Consider the following 18,286-nt stretch of genomic DNA (forward strand, 5'->3'; position numbering starts at 1 on the left):
CACCGCCTTTTTTTTATGCGCTCATGCAGGCGCCGGATCAGGTCGGGTTTAGTCCAGCCAGCCCTTCAGATTGTCTTCGATGACCTTGCCAAGAGCTGCGATATGCGCGTCGTCGTCATTGAGGCAGGGGATGTAGGTAAAGCTCTCGCCGCCGGCTTCTTCAAAGCTTTCCTTGATCTCTTCGTTGATCTCTTCCAGCGTCTCGATGCAATCGGCGGAAAACGCCGGAGCGATCACGGCGATGTTTTTCTTCCCCTGACGTGCCAGGTCCGCCACGTGATCGACCGTATAGGGTTTCAACCATTCCTCGGGCCCGAATCGCGACTGGAAGGTTGAGACAAGCTGATCATCCGCCCAGCCCAACCGTTCTTTCAGCAGGCGAGAGGTTTTTGCACATTGGCAGTGATAGGGATCACCCTGCTGCAAGTAGCGGTCCGGCATCCCGTGATATGAGCAGACCAGAATATCAGGCTTGGTTTCCATCGCGGCGTAAGCCTGTTCCACAGATCCGGCCAGCGCGTCGATATAAGCGGGTTCGTCGAAATAGGCGGGCACGGTGCGTGACGCAGGTTGCCAGGCTTCTTCCATCAGGGCGCGGAAGAACTGGTCATTGGCGGTGGCGGTCGTGGCGCCCGCATATTGCGGATAGAGCGGGAAGAACAGGATGCGCTCACAGCCCGCTGCCACCAATTCGCGCACCTTGGATTTGGTCGAGGGATTGCCGTAGCGCATACAGAAATCGACCATCACCCGATCGCCATAGCGCGCTTGCATCGCATCGCGCATCTTGGCGGTTTGATCCTTGGTGATCGTCATCAGCGGGCTTTCGCCTTTTTCGTGATTCCAGATCGATTTGTAGGCCTCGCCCGAACTGAAGGGCCGCTTGCTGAGGATGATCCCCTGCAAGATCGGCTGCCATTTCCATTTCGGATAGTCGATGACGCGCTGGTCCGAAAGAAACTCGTTCAGATATCGGCGCATTGGCCAATAGGTGTAATCGTCCGGAGTGCCCAGATTGGCCAGCAGGATGCCGACGCGGCCCATTTTGACCTTGGGGTGGTCTTCGGGGGCATGAGCGGGTCGAGTGGCGTCAAACATGGGATTGTTTCCTGAATTCGTCGTGTTCCGGGCTGAGATAAACGGAAATGGTCCGCCGTCAATCGGACAGTTTGCCTTCTTTTGTCCCCAATGCATCGGCAAGGCGGGTTTGGGCCGATCCCGGGCGAAGGGGCTTTTGCTGACTGTCATCTGGGGACCAGCCGGTCAGGCAAATCAGTTCATAGGTGGTTTTCAACCGCCTTTGGGGGGTTGCGAAGTGTTCGGCGTATATCTGCTGGGCGCGGTCAAAGACCTGTCGCCGAGTGGGGCGTCTGATGCGGTCGGTTAGGCTGTTGGTCTCGCCCATTACGCGCAGATCCTGCATCAGATGTCGCAGGTCGCGGTATTCGGCCGTCAGTCGCGCCGTGTCGGCCACCGGCAGGGCCAGCCCGGCCCGTTGCAGCAAGCCGCCCATATCACGCAGCTCTCCCATCGGCGCGATGCGTGGGCTGAGCCCGCCCGAGACCTCGATTTCGGCCTGACCCAATGCTGCGCGCAGCTCGTGCAGGGTTTCTCCGCCCAGACAGACCACCAGCAGCAGCCCGTCAGGCTTTAGCGCCCGATGGCATTGGATCAACTGGCCTACGGGGTCGTTGGCCCAGTGCAGCGCCATTGCGTGAATCACCAGATCATGCGCACCGGGGGTCAGGGCCAGCACCTCATCATCGGCCACGATCTGTGCCTCTGGGAACACATCCCGCCAGATATGGGCAAACGGCGTCACCACAGCCGGGGCCGTAAAGGTTTTGTTAACCATGCTGAGTCGATCCTGAACCTCGTCCACGGCGGCGCGGTGCAGGAACAGGGCCTCGTCCCGGGTGCGGGCGCGATGCAGGGTCAGGGCCTCGCGGTCGAACAGAGAGGGTGCGTTGGAAGCAGGCAGTTTCATAAGGCGCAAGTATCGCATCTGGCCGCGGATTCAAACCGCCCTTCAGATGATCTATCCACCGCGTTGCATGGGCTGCGGCGAGTTGACCGAGTCTGACTTTGGCCTTTGCGGCGCGTGCTGGCGTGACACGCCGTTCATCGGCGGGGTCGTCTGCGAAAGCTGCGGGTTGCCTCTGCCGGGCGAGGCGGATGGGTACCGGATCGAATGCGATGACTGCATGAAGACGCCCCGGCCATGGCGGGATGGACGGTCGGCATTGTTGTATGACGGCAAGGCGCGAGGACTGATTTTGGCGTTCAAACACGGGGACCGGCCCGAACTGGCGCGCCCCGCTGCGCGCTGGATGACCGAGGCAGGTCGGGATTTGTTCCGCGAAGACATGCTTGTGGTGCCGGTGCCCTTGCATTGGTCCCGATTGCTGAAGCGACGCTACAATCAATCCGCTCTGTTGGCGCAGCATTTGGGCCAGCAAACCGGGCTGGAGGTCTGCCCCGATCTTCTGACCCGCCGGGTCAAAACGCCGGTTCTGGACGGGAAAACCGCCGCGCAAAGGGCCGAGACGCTGGAAAACGCCATCGCGCCCCATCCCAGGCGCATCAGCCGGATACAGGGTCGGGATGTCCTGCTTGTCGATGACGTGATGACCTCGGGTGCGACGCTGGCGGCCTGTGCGCGTGTCTGCATGGATGCAGGGGCAAATCATATTTTCGTGTTGACCCTAGCGCGCGTTGCCAAGGATGCCTAATTCGCGCAGGATTACGCGAAACCCGAAGGGATGATTTATGAAACCGGTTGAGATCTACACATCGCCTCTGTGCGGCTTCTGCCATGCCGCCAAGCGCCTGCTGAAGCAGAAAGGCGTCGAGTTCAAAGAGGTTGACGTCTTCATGCACCCCAAACGCAAGCCCGAGATGATCAAGCGCGCCGGCGGCAAACGCACCGTGCCGCAAATCTTCATCGGCACCCAGCACGTTGGCGGCTGTGATGAATTGTACGAGTTGGACCGTCAGGGCAAGTTGGATCGCCTGCTGGCGGCATGAAGACTGCGCTGCTGCAGATCACCTCGTCGGATGATCCGTCTGACAATCTGAACATGGTGCGCGCCCTGATGGCTGAGGCGGCCGCGCGGGGCGCGCAATTCATCCTGACACCCGAGGTGACGAACTGCGTCTCGACCTCGACCACGCGGCAACGCGAGGTGTTGCAGCACGAAGAAGATGACCAGACGCTGGCGGGCTTGCGTGAACAGGCTGCTGCGCTGGGCGTGTGGCTGCTGATCGGCTCGCTTGGGATCAAGACGCACGACGCCGATGGGCGCTTTGCCAACCGGTCGTTCATGATCGACCCGCAAGGGCAGATCGTGGCGCGCTATGACAAGATCCATATGTTCGACGTGCAGGTCTCGGAAACCGAAACCTTCCGCGAGTCGAAGAACTATCGCCCCGGCGACCGGGCCGTGATTGCGCAGACCGATTTCGGTAAGGTCGGCATGGCCATTTGCTATGACATCCGTTTTCCGCACCTCTTTGCTGCCTTGGCGCAGGCGGGTGCGCGAATTCTGACCGTTCCGGCGGCGTTTTCTCCGGTCACGGGCAAGGCGCATTGGGAATCGCTGCTGCGCGCGCGGGCGATTGAGACCGGCTGTTGGGTGCTGGCCCCGGCGCAAACGGGTGCGCACCCGAAAACGCGCGGAAAAACACGACATACGCATGGCCACACCATGGCCATTGCCCCGTGGGGAGAGGTCGTCATCGACGCAGGCACCGATCCGGGCATTCACATTTTCGATTTGGATGATAGTTCTGTGTCAGAGGCGCGCCGCCGCGTGCCCTCATTGACGCACCTGCGGCCCTTCGAAGGGCCCTGACCCAAGATCGGACCATGGCAGACGACACCAATGCCCTTGCGGTCACGCTGTTCAGCGAGATCCTGACCGCAGACCAACTATTGCGCAACCGGCTCAGCCGGGTGCTGCCCAAGGGCATGGAGATCTCGCATTTCTCGGTGCTGAACCATCTGGTGTTCGTGGGCGATGAGCGAACGCCCGCGCAACTGGCCAGCACATTCCACGTCACGCGCGGGGCGATGACCAATACCTTGGCTAAGCTGGAATGGGCCGGATACATCCACATCCGCCCCGACTGGGACGATGCCCGCCGCAAGATGGTCGCCATCAGCCCCGCCGGTCGTCGCGCGCGCGATCAGGCGATTTCGTCGATTGCCCCGCTGATCAACCGTGTGGTCGGAGAGCTTGGGCCGGAACGCGTCCGCAGCACGTTGCCGGTGCTGCGGGATTTACGGTTGCAGTTGGAGGGGGAGTAGCCTCAGGCAGGCTTCACACTCGCCGTCACATAATTCACGCTCAGATCTCGGTCCGAGATCGACCAGCTCCACAGGATCGGATTAAACACAAATCCCTTGCGGTCCACTGGCTCCAGCCCGGCTTGGCGCAGCAGGTCGAACAGCTCATCGGGTGTGATGAACTTGTTCCACTCATGCGTGCCCCGCGGCAGCCAGCGCATAACAACCTCGGCCCCGAAGATGGCCATAGCGTAGGATTTCGGGTTGCGGTTGATGGTCGAACAAACTTGCAGTCCGCCGGGTTTCAACAATTGCTGAGTGGCGGTGAGATAGCCCAGCGGGTCGGCCACATGCTCGACCACTTCCATGTTCAGCACCACGTCGAACTGTTCGCCCGCGGCGGCCATGTCCTCGGCGGTGGTGTGGCGATAGTCGATGTCCAGCCCCGATTGTTCGGCATGGATGCGGGCGACGGGCAGGTTGCGTTCAGCAGCGTCGGCGCCCACGACCGTCGCGCCCAAACGCGCCATCGGTTCGCTCAGCAGCCCTCCGCCGCAGCCGATATCCAGCAGGCGCAGCCCCTCAAAGGGCTTCGCGGTCGTCAGGTCACGGTCAAATTCACCGGCAATCTGCTGCGTGATATAGTCCAGACGGCACGGATTGAGCATGTGCAGAGGTTTGAATTTCCCATGCGGGTCCCACCATTCGGCGGCCATCGCCTCGAATTTTGCGATCTCGGACGGGTCAACCGTGTTCGGATGCGCTTGCATTCCTGTCTCCGTGTGCTCTTTTACGTTTAAAGACTATATAGGGCCCTAATGGATAAGTACCCGGACCAAAAGCGCGCAGTTCAATATCTGTACCCGCCGATCGACCCGTTCGATCAGCGGATGGTCGATGTGGGCGATGGGCACCGTATTTATATGGAGCAATGCGGCAATCCCGAAGGGCTGCCGGTTGTGATCCTGCATGGCGGCCCCGGTGGCGGGTGCAGCCCGGCGATGCGGCGCTATTTCGATCCGCGTGTGTTCCGGGTGATTCTGTTTGATCAACGCGGGTGTGGCCGGTCGCGGCCCCATGCGTCGGTGGTGGATAACACGACGTGGGATCTGGTGGAGGACATCGAGCGGTTGCGGACGCTGCTGGATATCGACGACTGGACGGTGTTTGGCGGCAGCTGGGGGGCGACCTTGGCGCTGATCTATGCGCAGGCGCATCCGGACCGGGTGAACCGGCTGGTGCTGCGCGGTGTGTTTCTGGCCACGCAGGCCGAGCTGGATTGGTTCTATGGCGGTGGTGCGGGCAAGTTCTGGCCCGAGCAATGGGCGAAGTTCACCGCTCTGCTGACCGAGGATGAGCTGTCGGACACCATAGGCGCCTATCACAAACGACTGTTCTCGGGTGATCGTGCGACGGAAATCCTGTATGCGCGGGCCTGGTCGGCGTGGGAGAACGCGCTAGCTTCGATCCACTCGCACGGGTCCACGGGGGAAAGCCCCGGAGAATATGCGCGTGCCTTTGCGCGGCTTGAGAATCATTACTTCACCCATGGCGCGTTTCTTGAGAAGGACGGTCAGATTCTGGATCAGGTGGATCGGATCGCCCATATCCCCTGCCATATCGTGCAGGGGCGCTATGACATGATCTGCCCGCCGCAGGCCGCGTGGTCTTTGGCCGAACGTTGGCCCAATGCTGAGCTGAAGATGGTGCGACAAGCAGGCCATGCCCTGTCCGAACCTGGCATCAGCGCCGAGCTGGTGCGCATCATGGACCGCGTGGCGGAGGGCATCGCATGACCCGGATGGACCGTCGTGCCTTATTTGCCTCGGGTGCTGCGGCGGCGTTGCTGGCGGCCACAGGGTCCGCGCTGGCGGATACGCCCAAAAAGGGCGGAACGCTGCGGCTGGCCGTGCCGCGTGATGACAGTTTGGAGCAGATTGCGCGTGGGGCTGTCTTTGACACCCTGACCGAGATCGCGCCTGATGGCACTCTGCGCGGCGAATTGGCGACCGGGTGGCACACCGATGCGGATGCGCGAGTCTGGAGCTTTGACCTGCGCGGCGATGTGACCTTCCATGACGGCGGGGCGCTGGATGTGGCAGATGTGGTGTCGGTGCTGCAACAGGTCGGATGGGCCGAGGCGCTGACGGCGGCTTCGGTGCGGCTGGAACTGACCGAGGCCAATCCCGGCCTGCCGTTCCTGCTGGCCGATACGCGGTTCGTCATCACGCGCGATGGGCAGGGCGTGACGCCCTTGCACGCCGCCAATGGCACCGGGTGCTACCGGGTTGAACGGGCCCAGGATAATCGGCATTTTCTGGGCCGCCGGGTGGCGGATCACTACAAGGATGGACAGGCCGGTTGGGCCGACGCGCTTGAGGTGATCGTGATCCCTGACGCCCGCGTCCGGGCCGAGGCGTTGCGCGACGGTTACGTGGATGTCGCGGCGCTGCCTGATAGCGATGGCCTGAAGGATCAGCGCGGCCTTCGCTATCACCCCAGCCAAGATGACATGGCGCTGGCCGTGGCCCGACAGGTGGGAATGCCGCGCCAGATCGGGGGGCGTGCGCTGGACGACGGACGCATCGCTGAACGGTGGTGGCTGGCCTGACCTGATCACGTTTCACGCCGGGGGTTGCAGACTCGGGAAAGCCTGCGTATATGCAGTTGCAACAGCGGCGCGTTGGACTTCTGGTTCAAGGCTCCACCGGAAAATACGACGGGCCGCGCGCCCGTTTTTTTGTGCCCGATTGAAGGGTAGAGATCTGAATGACAAACGACCTGATTGCCAAAGCTGCCATCGACCGGCGACTGGCCGAGATCATCACCCCCGTGATCGAGGATCTGGGGTATGAGCTTGTGCGCATCCGACTGATGAGCGGCAAGACCACCACGTTGCAGATCATGGCTGACAAGCCCGATGGTGGCATCGAAGTGGATGACTGCGCTGAGATTTCCAACGCCGTCAGCGCCACGCTGGATGTCGAGGATCCGATTTTGGACGCCTATACGCTAGAGGTGTCCAGCCCCGGTATCGACCGCCCTCTGACCCGTCTCAAGGATTTTGAGAATTTCGAAGGGTATGAAGCGAAGATTGAAACCGCGGAACTGATCGACGGCCGCCGCCGCTTTAAGGGTGAGCTGGCCGGGATCGAAGGGGATGAAGTTCTGATCAATATCCCCGAGGGAGATGAGACGATCACCATCGGTCTGCAATTCGACTGGCTGAGCGATGCCAAGCTGGTTTTGACCGATGACCTGATCAAGGAAATGCTGCGCCAGCGTAAAGACGCTGGATCCTTAAACGAAAACGCTTTCGACGAGATTGAGACCGAAGGGTCCGAAGAGGAGACGAACTGATGGCAATCACCTCAGCCAACCAGCTGGAGCTGCTGCAGACCGCCGAGGCCGTGGCCCGCGAAAAGATGATCGACCCCGGTCTGGTTGTCGAAGCGATGGAAGAATCGCTCGCCCGTGCCGCCAAGAGCCGCTACGGCGCCGAGATGGACATCCGTGTCAGCATCGACCGCAAGACCGGTAAGGCGACCTTTACCCGCGTCCGCACCGTGGTTGAGGATGAAGAGCTGGAAAACTATCAGGCCGAGTTCACCGTCGAACAAGCCAAGCAGTACATGGAAAACCCTGAGGTCGGTGACGTCTTCGTCGAAGAAGTGCCGCCGGTTGAAATGGGCCGGATCGCGGCGCAATCCGCCAAACAGGTGATTCTGCAGAAGGTCCGCGAAGCGGAACGTGATCGTCAGTACGAAGAATTCAAGGATCGCGCAGGCACCATCATCAACGGTGCGGTCAAGCGCGAAGAATTTGGCAATGTCATCGTTGATCTTGGCGGGGCCGAGGCCGTTCTGCGTCGCAACGACAAGATCGGCCGCGAAAGCTATCGCCCCAATGACCGCGTGCGCGCCTACATCAAAGAGGTTCGCCGCGAGGTTCGTGGCCACCAGATCTTCCTGTCGCGCACCGCGCCGGAATTCATGGCCGAGCTGTTCAAGATGGAAGTGCCGGAGATTTATGACGGCATCATCGAGGTTAAGGCCGTGGCCCGCGACCCCGGTTCGCGCGCCAAGATCGCCGTGATCTCTTATGACGGCTCGATCGACCCTGTCGGTGCCTGCGTTGGTATGCGCGGCAGCCGTGTGCAGGCGGTTGTGAACGAGCTGCAGGGTGAAAAGATCGACATCATCCCGTGGAACGAGGATCAGCCGACCTTCCTTGTGAACGCGCTGCAGCCCGCGGAAGTCTCCAAGGTGGTTCTGGATGAAGAAGCTGGCAAGATCGAAGTTGTGGTGCCTGAGGAGCAGCTCTCGCTGGCAATCGGCCGCCGCGGACAGAACGTGCGTCTGGCCAGCCAACTGACCAACCTGGACATCGACATCATGACCGAGGCCGAAGAATCGGCACGTCGTCAGAAGGAATTCGAAGCCCGGACCCAGCTGTTCATGGAGACGCTGGATCTGGACGAGTTCTTTGCCCAACTGCTGGTGTCCGAAGGCTTCACCAACCTCGAAGAGGTGGCCTATGTCGAGCTGGACGAGCTTCTGGTCATCGACGGCGTTGACGAAGGCACCGCTCAGGAATTGCAGACCCGGGCCCGTGAATTCCTGGAAGCACAGGCCAAGGCGGCTCTGGACGCAGCCCGTGCGTTGGGCGTCGAGGACAGCCTTATTGAATTCGAAGGCCTCACACCCCAGATGGTAGAGGCGCTGGCCAAGGATGACGTGAAGACTCTGGAAGACTTCGCCACCTGCGCCGACTGGGAACTGGCCGGTGGCTGGACCACGGTCGACGGCGAGCGCATCAAGGATGATGGTGTTCTGGAACCTTTCGGCGTGACGCTGGAAGAGGCACAGGACTTGGTCATGACGGCACGCATCATGCTGGGCTGGGTTGACCCGGCCGAGCTGGAGCAGGCGGACGAAGACGGCGAAGCAGAAGAGGAGGCCGAGGCCTGATCTCAGGGCCTCGGGGTGGCGTGAATGGGTCGCGGTGGCGTCCATAAGGATCGGTCGGACGGGCCCGAACGCAAGTGCATCGCCACGGGCGAGGTTCAGCCGAAATATGGGCTGATCCGCTTTGTAATGGGTCCGGACGGTCAGGTCTTTCCCGATGTTGCGGCGAAATTGCCGGGGCGCGGGGTCTATGTGGCGGCGGATCGCGCCGCGCTGGACAAGGCCGTCGGCAAAAAGCTGTTCTCGCGCGGGTTCAAGGCGCAGGCAACGGCGCAACCGGACCTGAGTGATGAGGTCGAAAAGCAAGTCGCGCGGCGGGTGATCGAGCTGATCAGTCTGGCGCGCAAATCCGGTGACGCGGTTGCCGGGTATGAAAAGGTCAAGACGTGGCTGGACCGGGAAGAGGCCCAGGTACTGATTCAGGCCAGCGATGGATCGGGGCGCGGCAAGTCGAAACTCAGCACGCCGCACTTCGGAAAATACATCGGATGGCTGACTGCGGATGAATTAGGGGCGGCATTTGGGCGCCAAACCGTGATTCATGCGGCGCTGGCCTCTGGCGGACTCGCCAAACGTGTTGTAGAGGAAGCGCAGCGCCTGCGTGGCTTGCGCGAAACGGATGACGGCGGCAAGGGCCGCACGGAAGGGTAAGAAGCTTTATGAGCGATAGTGACGGCAAAAAGACATTGGGTCTTCGTGGCGGGGCACGCCCCGGAAATGTGAAACAGAGTTTCAGCCACGGACGCACCAAGAATGTCGTGGTGGAAACCAAACGCAAACGCGTGGTGGTCCCCAAGCCGGGTGCCGGAAAGCCGAGCGGCGGTGCAACGCCTTCGGGTGATCCGTCGCGCCGTCCTGCCGGGATTTCCGACGCCGAAATGGCCCGCCGGATGAAGGCGCTGCAGGCCGCTAAAGCGCGCGAGGTCGAAGAGGCCGCCGCCCGTGAGGCTGCTGAAAAGGCGCGTGAAGAAGAACGCGCCCGTCGCCGCGCGGAACAGGAAGCCAAGGAACGCGAACAGCGTGAGGCTGAAGAAAAGGCACGTGCCAAGGCCGAGGAAGAAGAGCGAAAGCGTCAGGAGGCAGAAGAAGCCGCCAAACGCGCCGCCGCTGCCCCCGCGCCCGAAGAGCCCAAAGCCGCGCGCAGCCCAGCCAGCAAGCCCGCACCTGCGGCTGCTCCGCGCAAGCAGGATCGCGAGCGTGAACAGCGCGGTCGTGGCAAGGGCCGTGATGACAACCGCCGCTCGGGTAAACTGACTCTGGGTCAGGCCACCGGTGGCGAAGGCAACCGCCAACGCTCGATGGCTGCGATGAAGCGCAAGCAGGAACGTGCGCGCCAGAAAGCCATGGGTGGTTCGGTTGAACGCGAAAAGGTGATCCGCGACGTTCAGCTGCCCGAGGCGATCATGGTTTCGGAACTGGCCAACCGTATGGCCGAGCGTGTCGCTGATGTTGTCAAATCGCTGATGCAGATGGGCATGATGGTCACGCAAAACCAGACCATCGACGCCGATACCGCGGAACTGATCATCGAAGAGTTTGGCCACAAGGTCACTCGTGTCTCCGATTCGGATGTGGAAGACGTCATCAAAGAGGTCGAGGACAAGGACGAGGACCTGCAGCCGCGTCCGCCGGTCATCACCATCATGGGTCACGTTGACCACGGTAAAACCTCGCTGCTGGATGCGATCCGCGACGCGCGCGTTGTGGCCGGTGAAGCCGGGGGCATCACCCAGCATATCGGCGCCTATCAGGTGAAAACCGATGGCGGCACCACGCTGACCTTCCTGGATACTCCGGGCCACGCGGCCTTTACCTCGATGCGCTCGCGCGGGGCTCAGGTCACGGATATCGTGGTTCTGGTGGTTGCCGCCGACGACGCGGTGATGCCGCAGACCATCGAGGCGATCAACCACGCTAAAGCGGCCGAAGTGCCGATGATCGTGGCGATCAACAAGGTCGACAAGCCGGATGCAAATCCGGACAAGGTGCGCACCGATCTGCTTCAGCACGAAGTGATCGTCGAGAAAATGTCAGGTGAGGTTCAGGACGTCGAAGTCTCCGCCATCACCGGTCAGGGTCTGGACGAATTGCTGGAAGCCATCGCGCTGCAGGCTGAGATTCTGGAACTGAAAGCCAACCCCGACCGCGCCGCCCAAGGTGCTGTGATCGAGGCGCAGCTAGATGTGGGTCGTGGCCCCGTGGCCACCGTTCTGGTTCAGAACGGTACGCTGCGTCAGGGCGATATCTTTGTTGTGGGTGAGCAATACGGTAAGGTCCGTGCGCTGATCAACGACAAGGGCGACCGCGTCAAAGAGGCAGGCCCCTCGGTTCCGGTTGAGGTTCTGGGTCTCAACGGCACGCCCGAAGCCGGTGACGTTCTGAACGTGACCGAGACCGAAGCGCAGGCCCGCGAGATTGCTGCCTATCGTGAGCAAGCCGCCAAGGACAAACGCGCCGCCGCCGGTGCCGCGACCACCCTTGAGCAGCTGATGCAGAAGGCCAAGGAAGACGAAAATGTCACCGAGCTGCCGATTCTGATGAAGGCGGACGTACAAGGTTCGGCCGAAGCCATCGTTCAGGCGATGGAGAAGATCGGCAACGAAGAAGTGCGCGTGCGCGTTCTGCATTCGGGTGTCGGTGCAATCACCGAGACGGATGTCGGTCTGGCCGAAGCCTCCGGCGCGCCGATCTTTGGCTTCAACGTCCGTGCGAACGCCTCGGCGCGGAACACTGCGAACCAGAAGGGTGTGGAAATCCGCTATTACTCGGTGATCTATGACCTCGTGGATGACGTGAAAGCAGCTGCTTCGGGCCTGCTGAGTGCCGAGATCCGCGAGAAGTTCATCGGTTACGCCGAGATTCGCGAAGTCTTCAAGGTCACTGGCGTCGGCAAGGTTGCTGGTTGTCTGGTTACAGAAGGTGTCGCACGTCGTTCCGCAGGTGTCCGCTTGCTGCGCGACAACGTGGTGATCCACGAAGGCACGCTGAAAACGCTGAAGCGATTCAAGGACGAAGTGACCGAGGTTCAGTCGGGTCAGGAATGCGGTATGGCGTTCGAAAATTACGACGACATCCGCGCCGGCGACGTGATCGAGATCTTCGAGCGCGAAGAGGTCACGCGGACGCTGGACTGATCCGATTGCTACAGAAGAAATTGGCAAAAGCGGTCCCATTGGGCCGCTTTTTTTGCTTTTGTTAAGCTCCAACGACTGAACTGCGGGACAAAGCGGAAATCGCAATGCGTATCGACTGGCCTTTGCGGCCACTTACTTGGCAAAGCCGCTGCCGCGGCGCGGCCGTAAAAGCAGCCGTTTGCTGTAGATGCCAGAACCTAATTCAACAAAACTCTCGGCCTGCGGGACAGGTGTTACGTCACCGTTCTGTTCAAATGGCGCTGAGCGGTCGGCAGAAATTTGTTCGCACTACATTCTTCGGGAAAACAAACCCTTGGGAGACTGTTTCAAGTAATCTTGTCACTTCATCCGTAGATTGGTGAAAACCTCGTTTGGTATATGGTCGGAAAAAGCTCTAGCTTTCTGATCATTAAACACAGACCAAAGTCATCGCTTTAAGCCGTTAGGCAGCTTCTCGCTCCACTTTCGCAATTCGTCGAGAAACCCAAGTGCCGTGCGGCCAAGGTCAGTGATAGAATACTGCACGGAAACCGGCGCGGTATCCATCACATGTCGGCTCACCAGCCCCTGATCCTCTAGCTGGCGCAGCCGCTCGGCAATCATCTTTTTGCTGGCCCCGCCCAGCAACCGAGCAAGATCGTTGAAACGCACCGGACGATCCTTCAGGTGCCATAGGATGGACCCGGTCCATTTGCCCCCGATGATACGCATGCCCTGCTCAATTGCGCATGGCTCCTGGCAGGCCTCTGTCACAATTTTGCGCCCTTTTACATCTTCGTCTACCCGCGCCCGCATCGCTATCCATTTCCTTATGCACAAGGTTACAAAAAGTATACTAGTTGATTTTCTTCACCTCAATACTCAAATGCTCTCAACCCCCCTCATTCGTCAAGGGGTTCATACAGTGCACATATAGGACATGGACATGAGCAAAATCCTGATCGTGAACGGCACTCAGCCGTATGAGTTCGCCCCCGGACAATTGAACGCTAGCCTGGTCGAACGCGCAGGCAACACGTTGGCCGCAATGGGCCACGAAGTACGTATGACCACCGTTGCGGATGGCTATGACGCAAATTCAGAGGTTGAGGCGCATGTTTGGGCCGATACGGTCATCATGCAGTTCCCGGTAAACTGGATGGGCGTCCCATGGATCTTCAAGAAATATATGGATGAGGTCTACACAGTCGGGATGGATGGCCGCCTATGCGATGGTGACGGTCGCACCACCAACGCACCAAAGGCCAATTACGGCATGGGTGGGTCACTGCACGGCAAGACATACATGCTTTCGGTGACATTTAATGCGCCGAAGGAAGCATTCGACAACCCCACCGAGCCGTTCTTTGCCGGGGCAAGCGTTGACGATCTGCTGCGCCCTATGCATCTGAACGCCAAGTTCTTCGGTATGCAGGCCCTACCGACATTCGCTGCCTTCGATGTTATGAAGAACCCCGAAATCGAGGCTGATTTCGCTCGATTTGACGCGCATCTGAAAACCACTTTTTCCGAGGTCGAACATGTCCCAGCCTGATATTCACCTTTATACTGCAGGCACGATGAACGGCTACAAACCGGTCATTTTTTTGGAGGAGGCAGGTGTTCCCTACGACCTGACTCATATCAATTTTTCCAAACAGGAACAAAAGGCGCCGGACTATCTGGCGCTGAACCCAAATGGAAAGATCCCGACAATCGAGGATCGTTCGGAAGGCCGCGCGATCTTCGAATCCGGTGGGATCCTGTGGCATCTAGCTGAGAAATACGGAAAATTCCTGCCGTCGGACCCGGTCAAGCGGTCCGAGGTTATGCAGTGGATGCTGTTTCAGGTCGGCCACGTGGGACCAATGATGGGACAGGCAATGTATTTCCAGCATATCGCCGCCCCCAATGGCCATGAAGAGCCATTCTCGATCCGTCGCTACGTGGACGAAAGCCGCCGGTTGATGGAGGTGATGAATACACGTCTGGAGGGGCGTGAATGGATCGCAGCGGACGAATACACCATTGCTGACATGATGCTTTACCCGTGGGCGCGTGCCTATGTCTGGGCCCGAGTGGATGTGTCAGACCTTCCGCATTTGAACGCCTGGTTCGACCGGATTGATGCCCGACCCGCTGTGCAGCGAGCGCTGACCATCCCCAAGGCCAACCCACATTTCTGGGATGCTGACGCAGATGCCAGCGCCTTTGCCAAGGAAAACGCAGCGCGTTTTTCCGGCGACGTGAAAGGAACCTAAGCCATGCCAGTTGCGCCCTCTATCCGTGTCGATGTCGTGTCAGACGTTGTTTGTCCATAGTGTGTGATTGGCTACCACCAGCTCGCCAAGGCCGCCCGCGACGCAGGCGTCGAACTTGATATCCACTGGCACCCATTCGAGCTGAACCCTCAGATGACAGAAGGCGCAGAGAACCTGCGCGACCATCTGGTATCGAAATACGGGACCACGTTGGAAGGCTCGAACCAGGCGAGAGCCCGCCTGACCGAGATGGGCGTGGCACTGGGACTCACGTTCAATTGCGCCGATGACACGCGGATGTATAACACCTTCCGCGCGCATCAATTGATTGACTGTGCAGCCGAGCAAGGCAAAGGCCACGAAATGAAGCAGGCCCTCTTTTCGACGTTCTTTACACGTCGCGAAAACGTCTCTGATGTACAGGTTCTGGCCGACGTGGCTGCAGGCATAGGGCTGAACCGAGCGGATGCGCTGGACATGTTGCAAAGCCAAGATCGAGCCAATCTCGTGCGCCAGAAAGAGCAATTCTGGATCAGCCAAGGTGTTCGGGACGTGCCCGCAATGGTGTTCGACCAACGTCACCTTGTGACCGGCGCACAGGGCGCGCAAAACTACGCCCGCATCTTGCTGGATCTACAAGACGACAGGGCCGCGTAAAACCCGTGAATACCGGGCGCTTCCAGCGCAAAAACCCACGATCGGACGGGTGTTGCCCGGCATGCCACCGCTGAGCAACCATAGCGGGGGTTGCATGACGTAAGTCTCCGCGACAACCTTCCTCTTGTAGAAAAAACCTAGTCGGAGTGGCCGCATGTCGGCCACTATAGCCTTTCAATCTTGAAGAGTTCCCAATTTATGGCACTGCATGACCACCCCATGTGGCGAAAGCCCCAACATCACCAGGACCTCGACCACGCACATGATCATGTCCACTGGGCCGAGTTGTTCTACGACCTGATCCATGTCGTGACGATCTTTCTGCTGGGCAACTACTTGTCGCATCATCTTGATCTGCATGGTTTTCTTGTCTTCGCTGGGGTCTTCATCACGCTCTGGTACGCGTGGGGCGAACTCAGCATATTCAACTCGATCTACGTCAGCACTGACTTCTGGCACCGGCTGATTATGGCCGTGATGATCTGCACGGTGATGTTCATGGCAGCAGCGATCCCTGCTATTGAAGGAAAGGGTTGGGTTTTCTTCGCGTTAGGATTTGCAGCGAACCGGGCCATGATCGCGGCGCTGTACTACCGCGCTCGGCGGGCCAATTCATCAGGCGAGTCAATGTCCTCGGCGCAAATCCGCAATTTCTCGGTCTTTGCGGTAATCTTTGCGACTACAGCCTTTTTGCCCACACCTCTTGCTTACTGGGCGTTTGCCGCCGCAATGGTGGCTACACAGGCAATGTACATGATCCCCGGTGTAACAGTCCTGCGTTTCGAGAGGTTTGTCCCGCGCCTTGGTCATATGGCTGAGCGGTTTGCTCTGTTGACATTGATCATATTGGGGGAAGGGTTCTTCAAACTGGTCGTTACCCTGTCCGAAAAAGGAATTTACAAAGTATCGCCGGACGTATTGGTCAACTTCGTCATCGGCGGCGTCTCGATGTTCGTGATGTGTTGGGTCTATTTCGACTTTGTCGGCAATGCCAAACCAAAGGACAAAAAGGTGTCGACGTTGGTCATCTGGTGGCTTGCGCACCTGATCTTGATGCTTTGCGGCGTCATGGTCGGCGTGGCTCTTGCTGCCGAGGTGAAAGTCGGATTTTGGGAACCATACCCAACAGAATATGCTGCCATTGGCTGTTTCGGACTTGCCGGTTACATCGCCATGCTGTGGGTGCTGCAAAACGTCATAGAACATCGTTTGGCAACGGATTTCGGGCGATGGGATGTGCGTGTATTCGGGATAGTGCTGGCAATCATCTGTTTCTTTATCGTCCCACATGTCCCCTCCTTGGTTGGCAATCTGATCTGGGGGACAGCTTTGCTATCGCAAATCGCGATCCCCCTCACGCGCGCCTGGACGCAGTTTCGACATGAGTGAGGCAGTCACAAGTTCGGGCTATCTAAGAAGGAAAGTATATTGGTGGCTCGAGCGCCCGGACCGGGCGGCCATCGGTCCCTGGTTGCTTGAGATAGCACTGATTGCCCTAATCACGCTGAATGTGGCCGCCGTTATCCTAGAGACGGTCGATTCCATATACACCCGCTGGGGCCTGGCGCTGAACCTCTTTGAGGGTCTTTCTCTGTTCGTATTCGTGGTCGAATACTCGGCAAGGCTGTGGGTCGCCACCGAAAATCCAAAGTACAAATCGCGCGCTGCTTGGGCCGTTTCCCCGATCGCCATCATCGATTTACTAGCGATTTTACCTGCGCTGCTCTATTTGATCTTCCCGGTTGATCTGCGTCTACTCCGGACCTTCCGCATGCTGCGACTACTCAAACTTACTCGGTACTCGCCTGCACTCGGCATGCTGCTTGCTGTGTTTGAGGAAGAGGTCGGCGCATTCTTTGCAGGTTTCTTCATCCTGATGGTGATGCTGATCTTTGCGGCCAGTGGTGCTTGGCTGGCAGAGCACGAGGCGCAACCGGAGGCATTCGGCTCGATCCCAGCGGCGATGTGGTGGGCGATGGCAACGCTGACGACCGTTGGTTATGGCGACGTGACGCCCGTGACAGTTGCCGGTAAGGTCTTCGGCGCTGCGATCACGGTGATTGGCATTGGTATGGCTGCGTTGCCTGCAGGGATCATTGCCAGCGGCCTAAACGACCAGTTGCACCGCCGACGGGCCAGTCTGGAACGTGAATTTCGAAGGGCCTTGGAAGATGGCGATATCTGCGAAGCCGATGAGAAGGAAATCGACGCAGTTCGCAAGCAATTGGGTCTCTCGCGCCGCGCTGCAGATCATATCCGAAACCGCGTGCATGCCGAAACGATGCCACAGGTTGATCACTGTCCCACCTGCGGTCAGCCAACGAAGCAAAGTGACAAGCCCTGAACGGTCACTTCCGTTCGGCACGCGTCAGCTTGACCGCCCGAACAAGCTGTCAACCGTGTCTGAGATTTGTTTTGAAAACCGAGCCGTCAATTCACTGGCCTGCGTTTTGCCGTACATCCCACCAATCGCATTCATTGAAATGGCAAAATACTGCACTGCTCCGATCAATTGAAATACCCGGGCGCGCAGTTCGGTTTCACTTGCTTCTTGCCCGACCGGGGTATGACTGGCGATCTCAATCAAACTGTCCAGATAGACCTTCATCGGCCAAACTTTGGCATTCGTCTGAACGTCTAGTAACGCTCGAACAGTCAGCCGCGCGTCATCGGGCAGCGATAAGTTGGACGCCAGAAATCGATCAAAATAGGTCTTTAGGTGCATCACTGGATCGGGCTGTTTCGCCGCTTCGATTTCAGCAAATTGCCTGTTGGCGAGACCGGATAGAACCTCGGAATACAGCTTTTGCTTCGTTCCGAAGAAATGCAACAAGGCCTGTTTTGACACACCTGCTTCGCCGGCCAAAGCGGCAAGGCTTGCGCCATGATATCCGTGGGTTGCAAACTGTTTTGAGGCGACCGTCAAATAGCCTGCCCTGGGATCGTTTTGCCTATTCATGGAACGCTCTCCTTTTGTGACGCTACGTATCAGATGAATTT

At 59.1% G+C, this 18,286-nt stretch carries 20 protein-coding genes; 15 read left to right on the plus strand and 5 right to left on the minus strand.

What is annotated here, in order from left to right; genetic code table 11:
- Nucleotides 1–48: 48 nt before the first annotated feature.
- Together hemH and AC2FJ6_RS15930 are read right to left on the minus strand one after the other, a co-directional pair.
- Nucleotides 49–1,098 carry a ferrochelatase gene (gene hemH, locus AC2FJ6_RS15925; RefSeq protein ID WP_170770973.1) on the minus strand — a complete coding sequence of 350 codons (1,050 nt, stop codon included), beginning with the start codon at nt 1,096–1,098 and terminating at the stop codon, nt 49–51.
- 58 nt (nt 1,099–1,156) lie between these two features.
- On the minus strand, nt 1,157–1,987 hold the full coding sequence (locus AC2FJ6_RS15930; protein ID WP_170770972.1) for a methyltransferase domain-containing protein: 831 nt from the start codon (nt 1,985–1,987) through the stop codon (nt 1,157–1,159).
- Between the two features lie 46 nt (nt 1,988–2,033).
- Here AC2FJ6_RS15930 and AC2FJ6_RS15935 point away from each other — a divergent pair, with 46 nt between their 5' ends.
- The 4 genes from AC2FJ6_RS15935 to AC2FJ6_RS15950 are packed head-to-tail and all read left to right on the plus strand — an operon-like array spanning nt 2,034 to nt 4,309.
- Complete coding sequence (locus AC2FJ6_RS15935) at nt 2,034–2,732, plus strand: ComF family protein (protein WP_170770971.1); 699 nt, start codon at nt 2,034–2,036, stop codon at nt 2,730–2,732.
- 37 nt (nt 2,733–2,769) lie between these two features.
- On the plus strand, nt 2,770–3,027 hold the full coding sequence (gene grxC / locus AC2FJ6_RS15940; protein ID WP_170770969.1) for a glutaredoxin 3: 258 nt from the start codon (nt 2,770–2,772) through the stop codon (nt 3,025–3,027).
- Nucleotides 3,024–3,854, plus strand: a complete 831-nt coding sequence (locus AC2FJ6_RS15945) for a carbon-nitrogen hydrolase family protein (protein WP_170770967.1) — start codon at nt 3,024–3,026, stop codon at nt 3,852–3,854. The genes grxC and AC2FJ6_RS15945 overlap by 4 nt, the downstream gene beginning before the upstream one ends.
- 14 nt (nt 3,855–3,868) lie before the next feature.
- Complete coding sequence (locus tag AC2FJ6_RS15950) at nt 3,869–4,309, plus strand: MarR family winged helix-turn-helix transcriptional regulator (RefSeq protein WP_170770965.1); 441 nt, start codon at nt 3,869–3,871, stop codon at nt 4,307–4,309.
- A gap of 2 nt (nt 4,310–4,311) precedes the next feature.
- Here the strand turns inward: AC2FJ6_RS15950 and ubiG are convergent, their stop codons facing one another.
- Nucleotides 4,312–5,058, minus strand: a complete 747-nt coding sequence (gene ubiG, locus AC2FJ6_RS15955) for a bifunctional 2-polyprenyl-6-hydroxyphenol methylase/3-demethylubiquinol 3-O-methyltransferase UbiG (RefSeq protein WP_170770963.1) — start codon at nt 5,056–5,058, stop codon at nt 4,312–4,314.
- Nucleotides 5,059–5,106: 48 nt separating this feature from the next.
- Here ubiG and pip point away from each other — a divergent pair, with 48 nt between their 5' ends.
- The 6 genes from pip (at nt 5,107) to infB (ending at nt 12,389) form a co-directional block, all read left to right on the plus strand.
- Nucleotides 5,107–6,084, plus strand: a complete 978-nt coding sequence (pip, locus tag AC2FJ6_RS15960; protein WP_170770961.1) for a prolyl aminopeptidase — start codon at nt 5,107–5,109, stop codon at nt 6,082–6,084.
- Nucleotides 6,081–6,899, plus strand: a complete 819-nt coding sequence (locus AC2FJ6_RS15965) for an ABC transporter substrate-binding protein (RefSeq protein WP_170770959.1) — start codon at nt 6,081–6,083, stop codon at nt 6,897–6,899. The genes pip and AC2FJ6_RS15965 overlap by 4 nt, the downstream gene beginning before the upstream one ends.
- Before the next feature lie 158 nt (nt 6,900–7,057).
- Entirely contained in the window at nt 7,058–7,648 is a 591-nt protein-coding gene (gene rimP, locus AC2FJ6_RS15970) for a ribosome maturation factor RimP (protein WP_170770957.1), read from the plus strand.
- A complete protein-coding gene (gene nusA, locus AC2FJ6_RS15975; protein ID WP_170770955.1) occupies nt 7,648–9,258 on the plus strand; it encodes a transcription termination factor NusA in 1,611 nt (536 codons plus the stop codon). The genes rimP and nusA overlap by 1 nt, the downstream gene beginning before the upstream one ends.
- A 24-nt stretch (nt 9,259–9,282) precedes the next feature.
- Nucleotides 9,283–9,906 carry an RNA-binding protein gene (locus AC2FJ6_RS15980; protein WP_170770953.1) on the plus strand — a complete coding sequence of 208 codons (624 nt, stop codon included), beginning with the start codon at nt 9,283–9,285 and terminating at the stop codon, nt 9,904–9,906.
- 8 nt (nt 9,907–9,914) lie between these two features.
- Nucleotides 9,915–12,389: a translation initiation factor IF-2 gene (gene infB / locus AC2FJ6_RS15985; RefSeq protein ID WP_170770950.1), complete on the plus strand. Its 2,475-nt coding sequence runs from the start codon at nt 9,915–9,917 to the stop codon at nt 12,387–12,389.
- A gap of 426 nt (nt 12,390–12,815) precedes the next feature.
- Here the strand turns inward: infB and AC2FJ6_RS15990 are convergent, their stop codons facing one another.
- Nucleotides 12,816–13,100 (minus strand): winged helix-turn-helix transcriptional regulator, encoded by a 285-nt coding sequence (locus AC2FJ6_RS15990; protein ID WP_237215888.1) that lies wholly within the window; start codon nt 13,098–13,100, stop codon nt 12,816–12,818.
- 214 nt (nt 13,101–13,314) lie between these two features.
- On the opposite strand from AC2FJ6_RS15990, the gene AC2FJ6_RS15995 reads away from it, so the two are divergent.
- The 5 genes from AC2FJ6_RS15995 to AC2FJ6_RS16015 all read left to right on the plus strand — a co-directional run bounded on the left by AC2FJ6_RS15995 (nt 13,315) and on the right by AC2FJ6_RS16015 (nt 17,630).
- The gene (locus AC2FJ6_RS15995) at nt 13,315–13,923 is read left to right on the plus strand and encodes an NAD(P)H-dependent oxidoreductase (protein ID WP_170770946.1); all 609 of its coding nucleotides are present in this window, start codon (nt 13,315–13,317) and stop codon (nt 13,921–13,923) included.
- Nucleotides 13,910–14,629 carry a glutathione S-transferase family protein gene (locus tag AC2FJ6_RS16000; RefSeq protein WP_496669494.1) on the plus strand — a complete coding sequence of 240 codons (720 nt, stop codon included), beginning with the start codon at nt 13,910–13,912 and terminating at the stop codon, nt 14,627–14,629. The genes AC2FJ6_RS15995 and AC2FJ6_RS16000 overlap by 14 nt, the downstream gene beginning before the upstream one ends.
- 63 nt (nt 14,630–14,692) lie before the next feature.
- Complete coding sequence (locus AC2FJ6_RS16005; RefSeq protein ID WP_496669496.1) at nt 14,693–15,286, plus strand: DsbA family oxidoreductase; 594 nt, start codon at nt 14,693–14,695, stop codon at nt 15,284–15,286.
- 198 nt (nt 15,287–15,484) lie between these two features.
- A complete protein-coding gene (locus AC2FJ6_RS16010; RefSeq protein ID WP_170770942.1) occupies nt 15,485–16,675 on the plus strand; it encodes a low temperature requirement protein A in 1,191 nt (396 codons plus the stop codon).
- A complete protein-coding gene (locus tag AC2FJ6_RS16015; RefSeq protein WP_170770940.1) occupies nt 16,668–17,630 on the plus strand; it encodes an ion transporter in 963 nt (320 codons plus the stop codon). The genes AC2FJ6_RS16010 and AC2FJ6_RS16015 overlap by 8 nt, the downstream gene beginning before the upstream one ends.
- Before the next feature lie 24 nt (nt 17,631–17,654).
- Here the strand turns inward: AC2FJ6_RS16015 and AC2FJ6_RS16020 are convergent, their stop codons facing one another.
- Nucleotides 17,655–18,245, minus strand: a complete 591-nt coding sequence (locus AC2FJ6_RS16020; RefSeq protein WP_170770938.1) for a TetR/AcrR family transcriptional regulator — start codon at nt 18,243–18,245, stop codon at nt 17,655–17,657.
- Nucleotides 18,246–18,286 lie beyond the last annotated feature (41 nt).

It is taken from the genome of Ruegeria sp. CDSA089 (assembly GCF_059612205.1).

Bases quoted from the DNA above. Each gene is read 5' to 3' on its own strand.
- AC2FJ6_RS16000 (WP_496669494.1), top strand. From the start codon at position 13,910: ATGTCCCAGCCTGATATTCACCTTTATACTGCAGGCACGATGAACGGC.
- AC2FJ6_RS16010 (WP_170770942.1), top strand. From the start codon at position 15,485: ATGGCACTGCATGACCACCCCATGTGGCGAAAGCCCCAACATCACCAG.
- AC2FJ6_RS15995 (WP_170770946.1), top strand. From the start codon at position 13,315: ATGAGCAAAATCCTGATCGTGAACGGCACTCAGCCGTATGAGTTCGCC.
- AC2FJ6_RS15935 (WP_170770971.1), top strand. From the start codon at position 2,034: ATGATCTATCCACCGCGTTGCATGGGCTGCGGCGAGTTGACCGAGTCT.
- pip (WP_170770961.1), top strand. From the start codon at position 5,107: ATGGATAAGTACCCGGACCAAAAGCGCGCAGTTCAATATCTGTACCCG.
- AC2FJ6_RS15930 (WP_170770972.1), bottom strand. From the start codon at position 1,987: ATGAAACTGCCTGCTTCCAACGCACCCTCTCTGTTCGACCGCGAGGCC.
- infB (WP_170770950.1), top strand. From the start codon at position 9,915: ATGAGCGATAGTGACGGCAAAAAGACATTGGGTCTTCGTGGCGGGGCA.
- AC2FJ6_RS15950 (WP_170770965.1), top strand. From the start codon at position 3,869: ATGGCAGACGACACCAATGCCCTTGCGGTCACGCTGTTCAGCGAGATC.
- ubiG (WP_170770963.1), bottom strand. From the start codon at position 5,058: ATGCAAGCGCATCCGAACACGGTTGACCCGTCCGAGATCGCAAAATTC.
- AC2FJ6_RS15980 (WP_170770953.1), top strand. From the start codon at position 9,283: ATGGGTCGCGGTGGCGTCCATAAGGATCGGTCGGACGGGCCCGAACGC.
- grxC (WP_170770969.1), top strand. From the start codon at position 2,770: ATGAAACCGGTTGAGATCTACACATCGCCTCTGTGCGGCTTCTGCCAT.
- nusA (WP_170770955.1), top strand. From the start codon at position 7,648: ATGGCAATCACCTCAGCCAACCAGCTGGAGCTGCTGCAGACCGCCGAG.
- AC2FJ6_RS16020 (WP_170770938.1), bottom strand. From the start codon at position 18,245: ATGAATAGGCAAAACGATCCCAGGGCAGGCTATTTGACGGTCGCCTCA.
- AC2FJ6_RS16015 (WP_170770940.1), top strand. From the start codon at position 16,668: ATGAGTGAGGCAGTCACAAGTTCGGGCTATCTAAGAAGGAAAGTATAT.
- hemH (WP_170770973.1), bottom strand. From the start codon at position 1,098: ATGTTTGACGCCACTCGACCCGCTCATGCCCCCGAAGACCACCCCAAG.
- rimP (WP_170770957.1), top strand. From the start codon at position 7,058: ATGACAAACGACCTGATTGCCAAAGCTGCCATCGACCGGCGACTGGCC.
- AC2FJ6_RS15965 (WP_170770959.1), top strand. From the start codon at position 6,081: ATGACCCGGATGGACCGTCGTGCCTTATTTGCCTCGGGTGCTGCGGCG.
- AC2FJ6_RS15945 (WP_170770967.1), top strand. From the start codon at position 3,024: ATGAAGACTGCGCTGCTGCAGATCACCTCGTCGGATGATCCGTCTGAC.
- AC2FJ6_RS15990 (WP_237215888.1), bottom strand. From the start codon at position 13,100: ATGCGTATCATCGGGGGCAAATGGACCGGGTCCATCCTATGGCACCTG.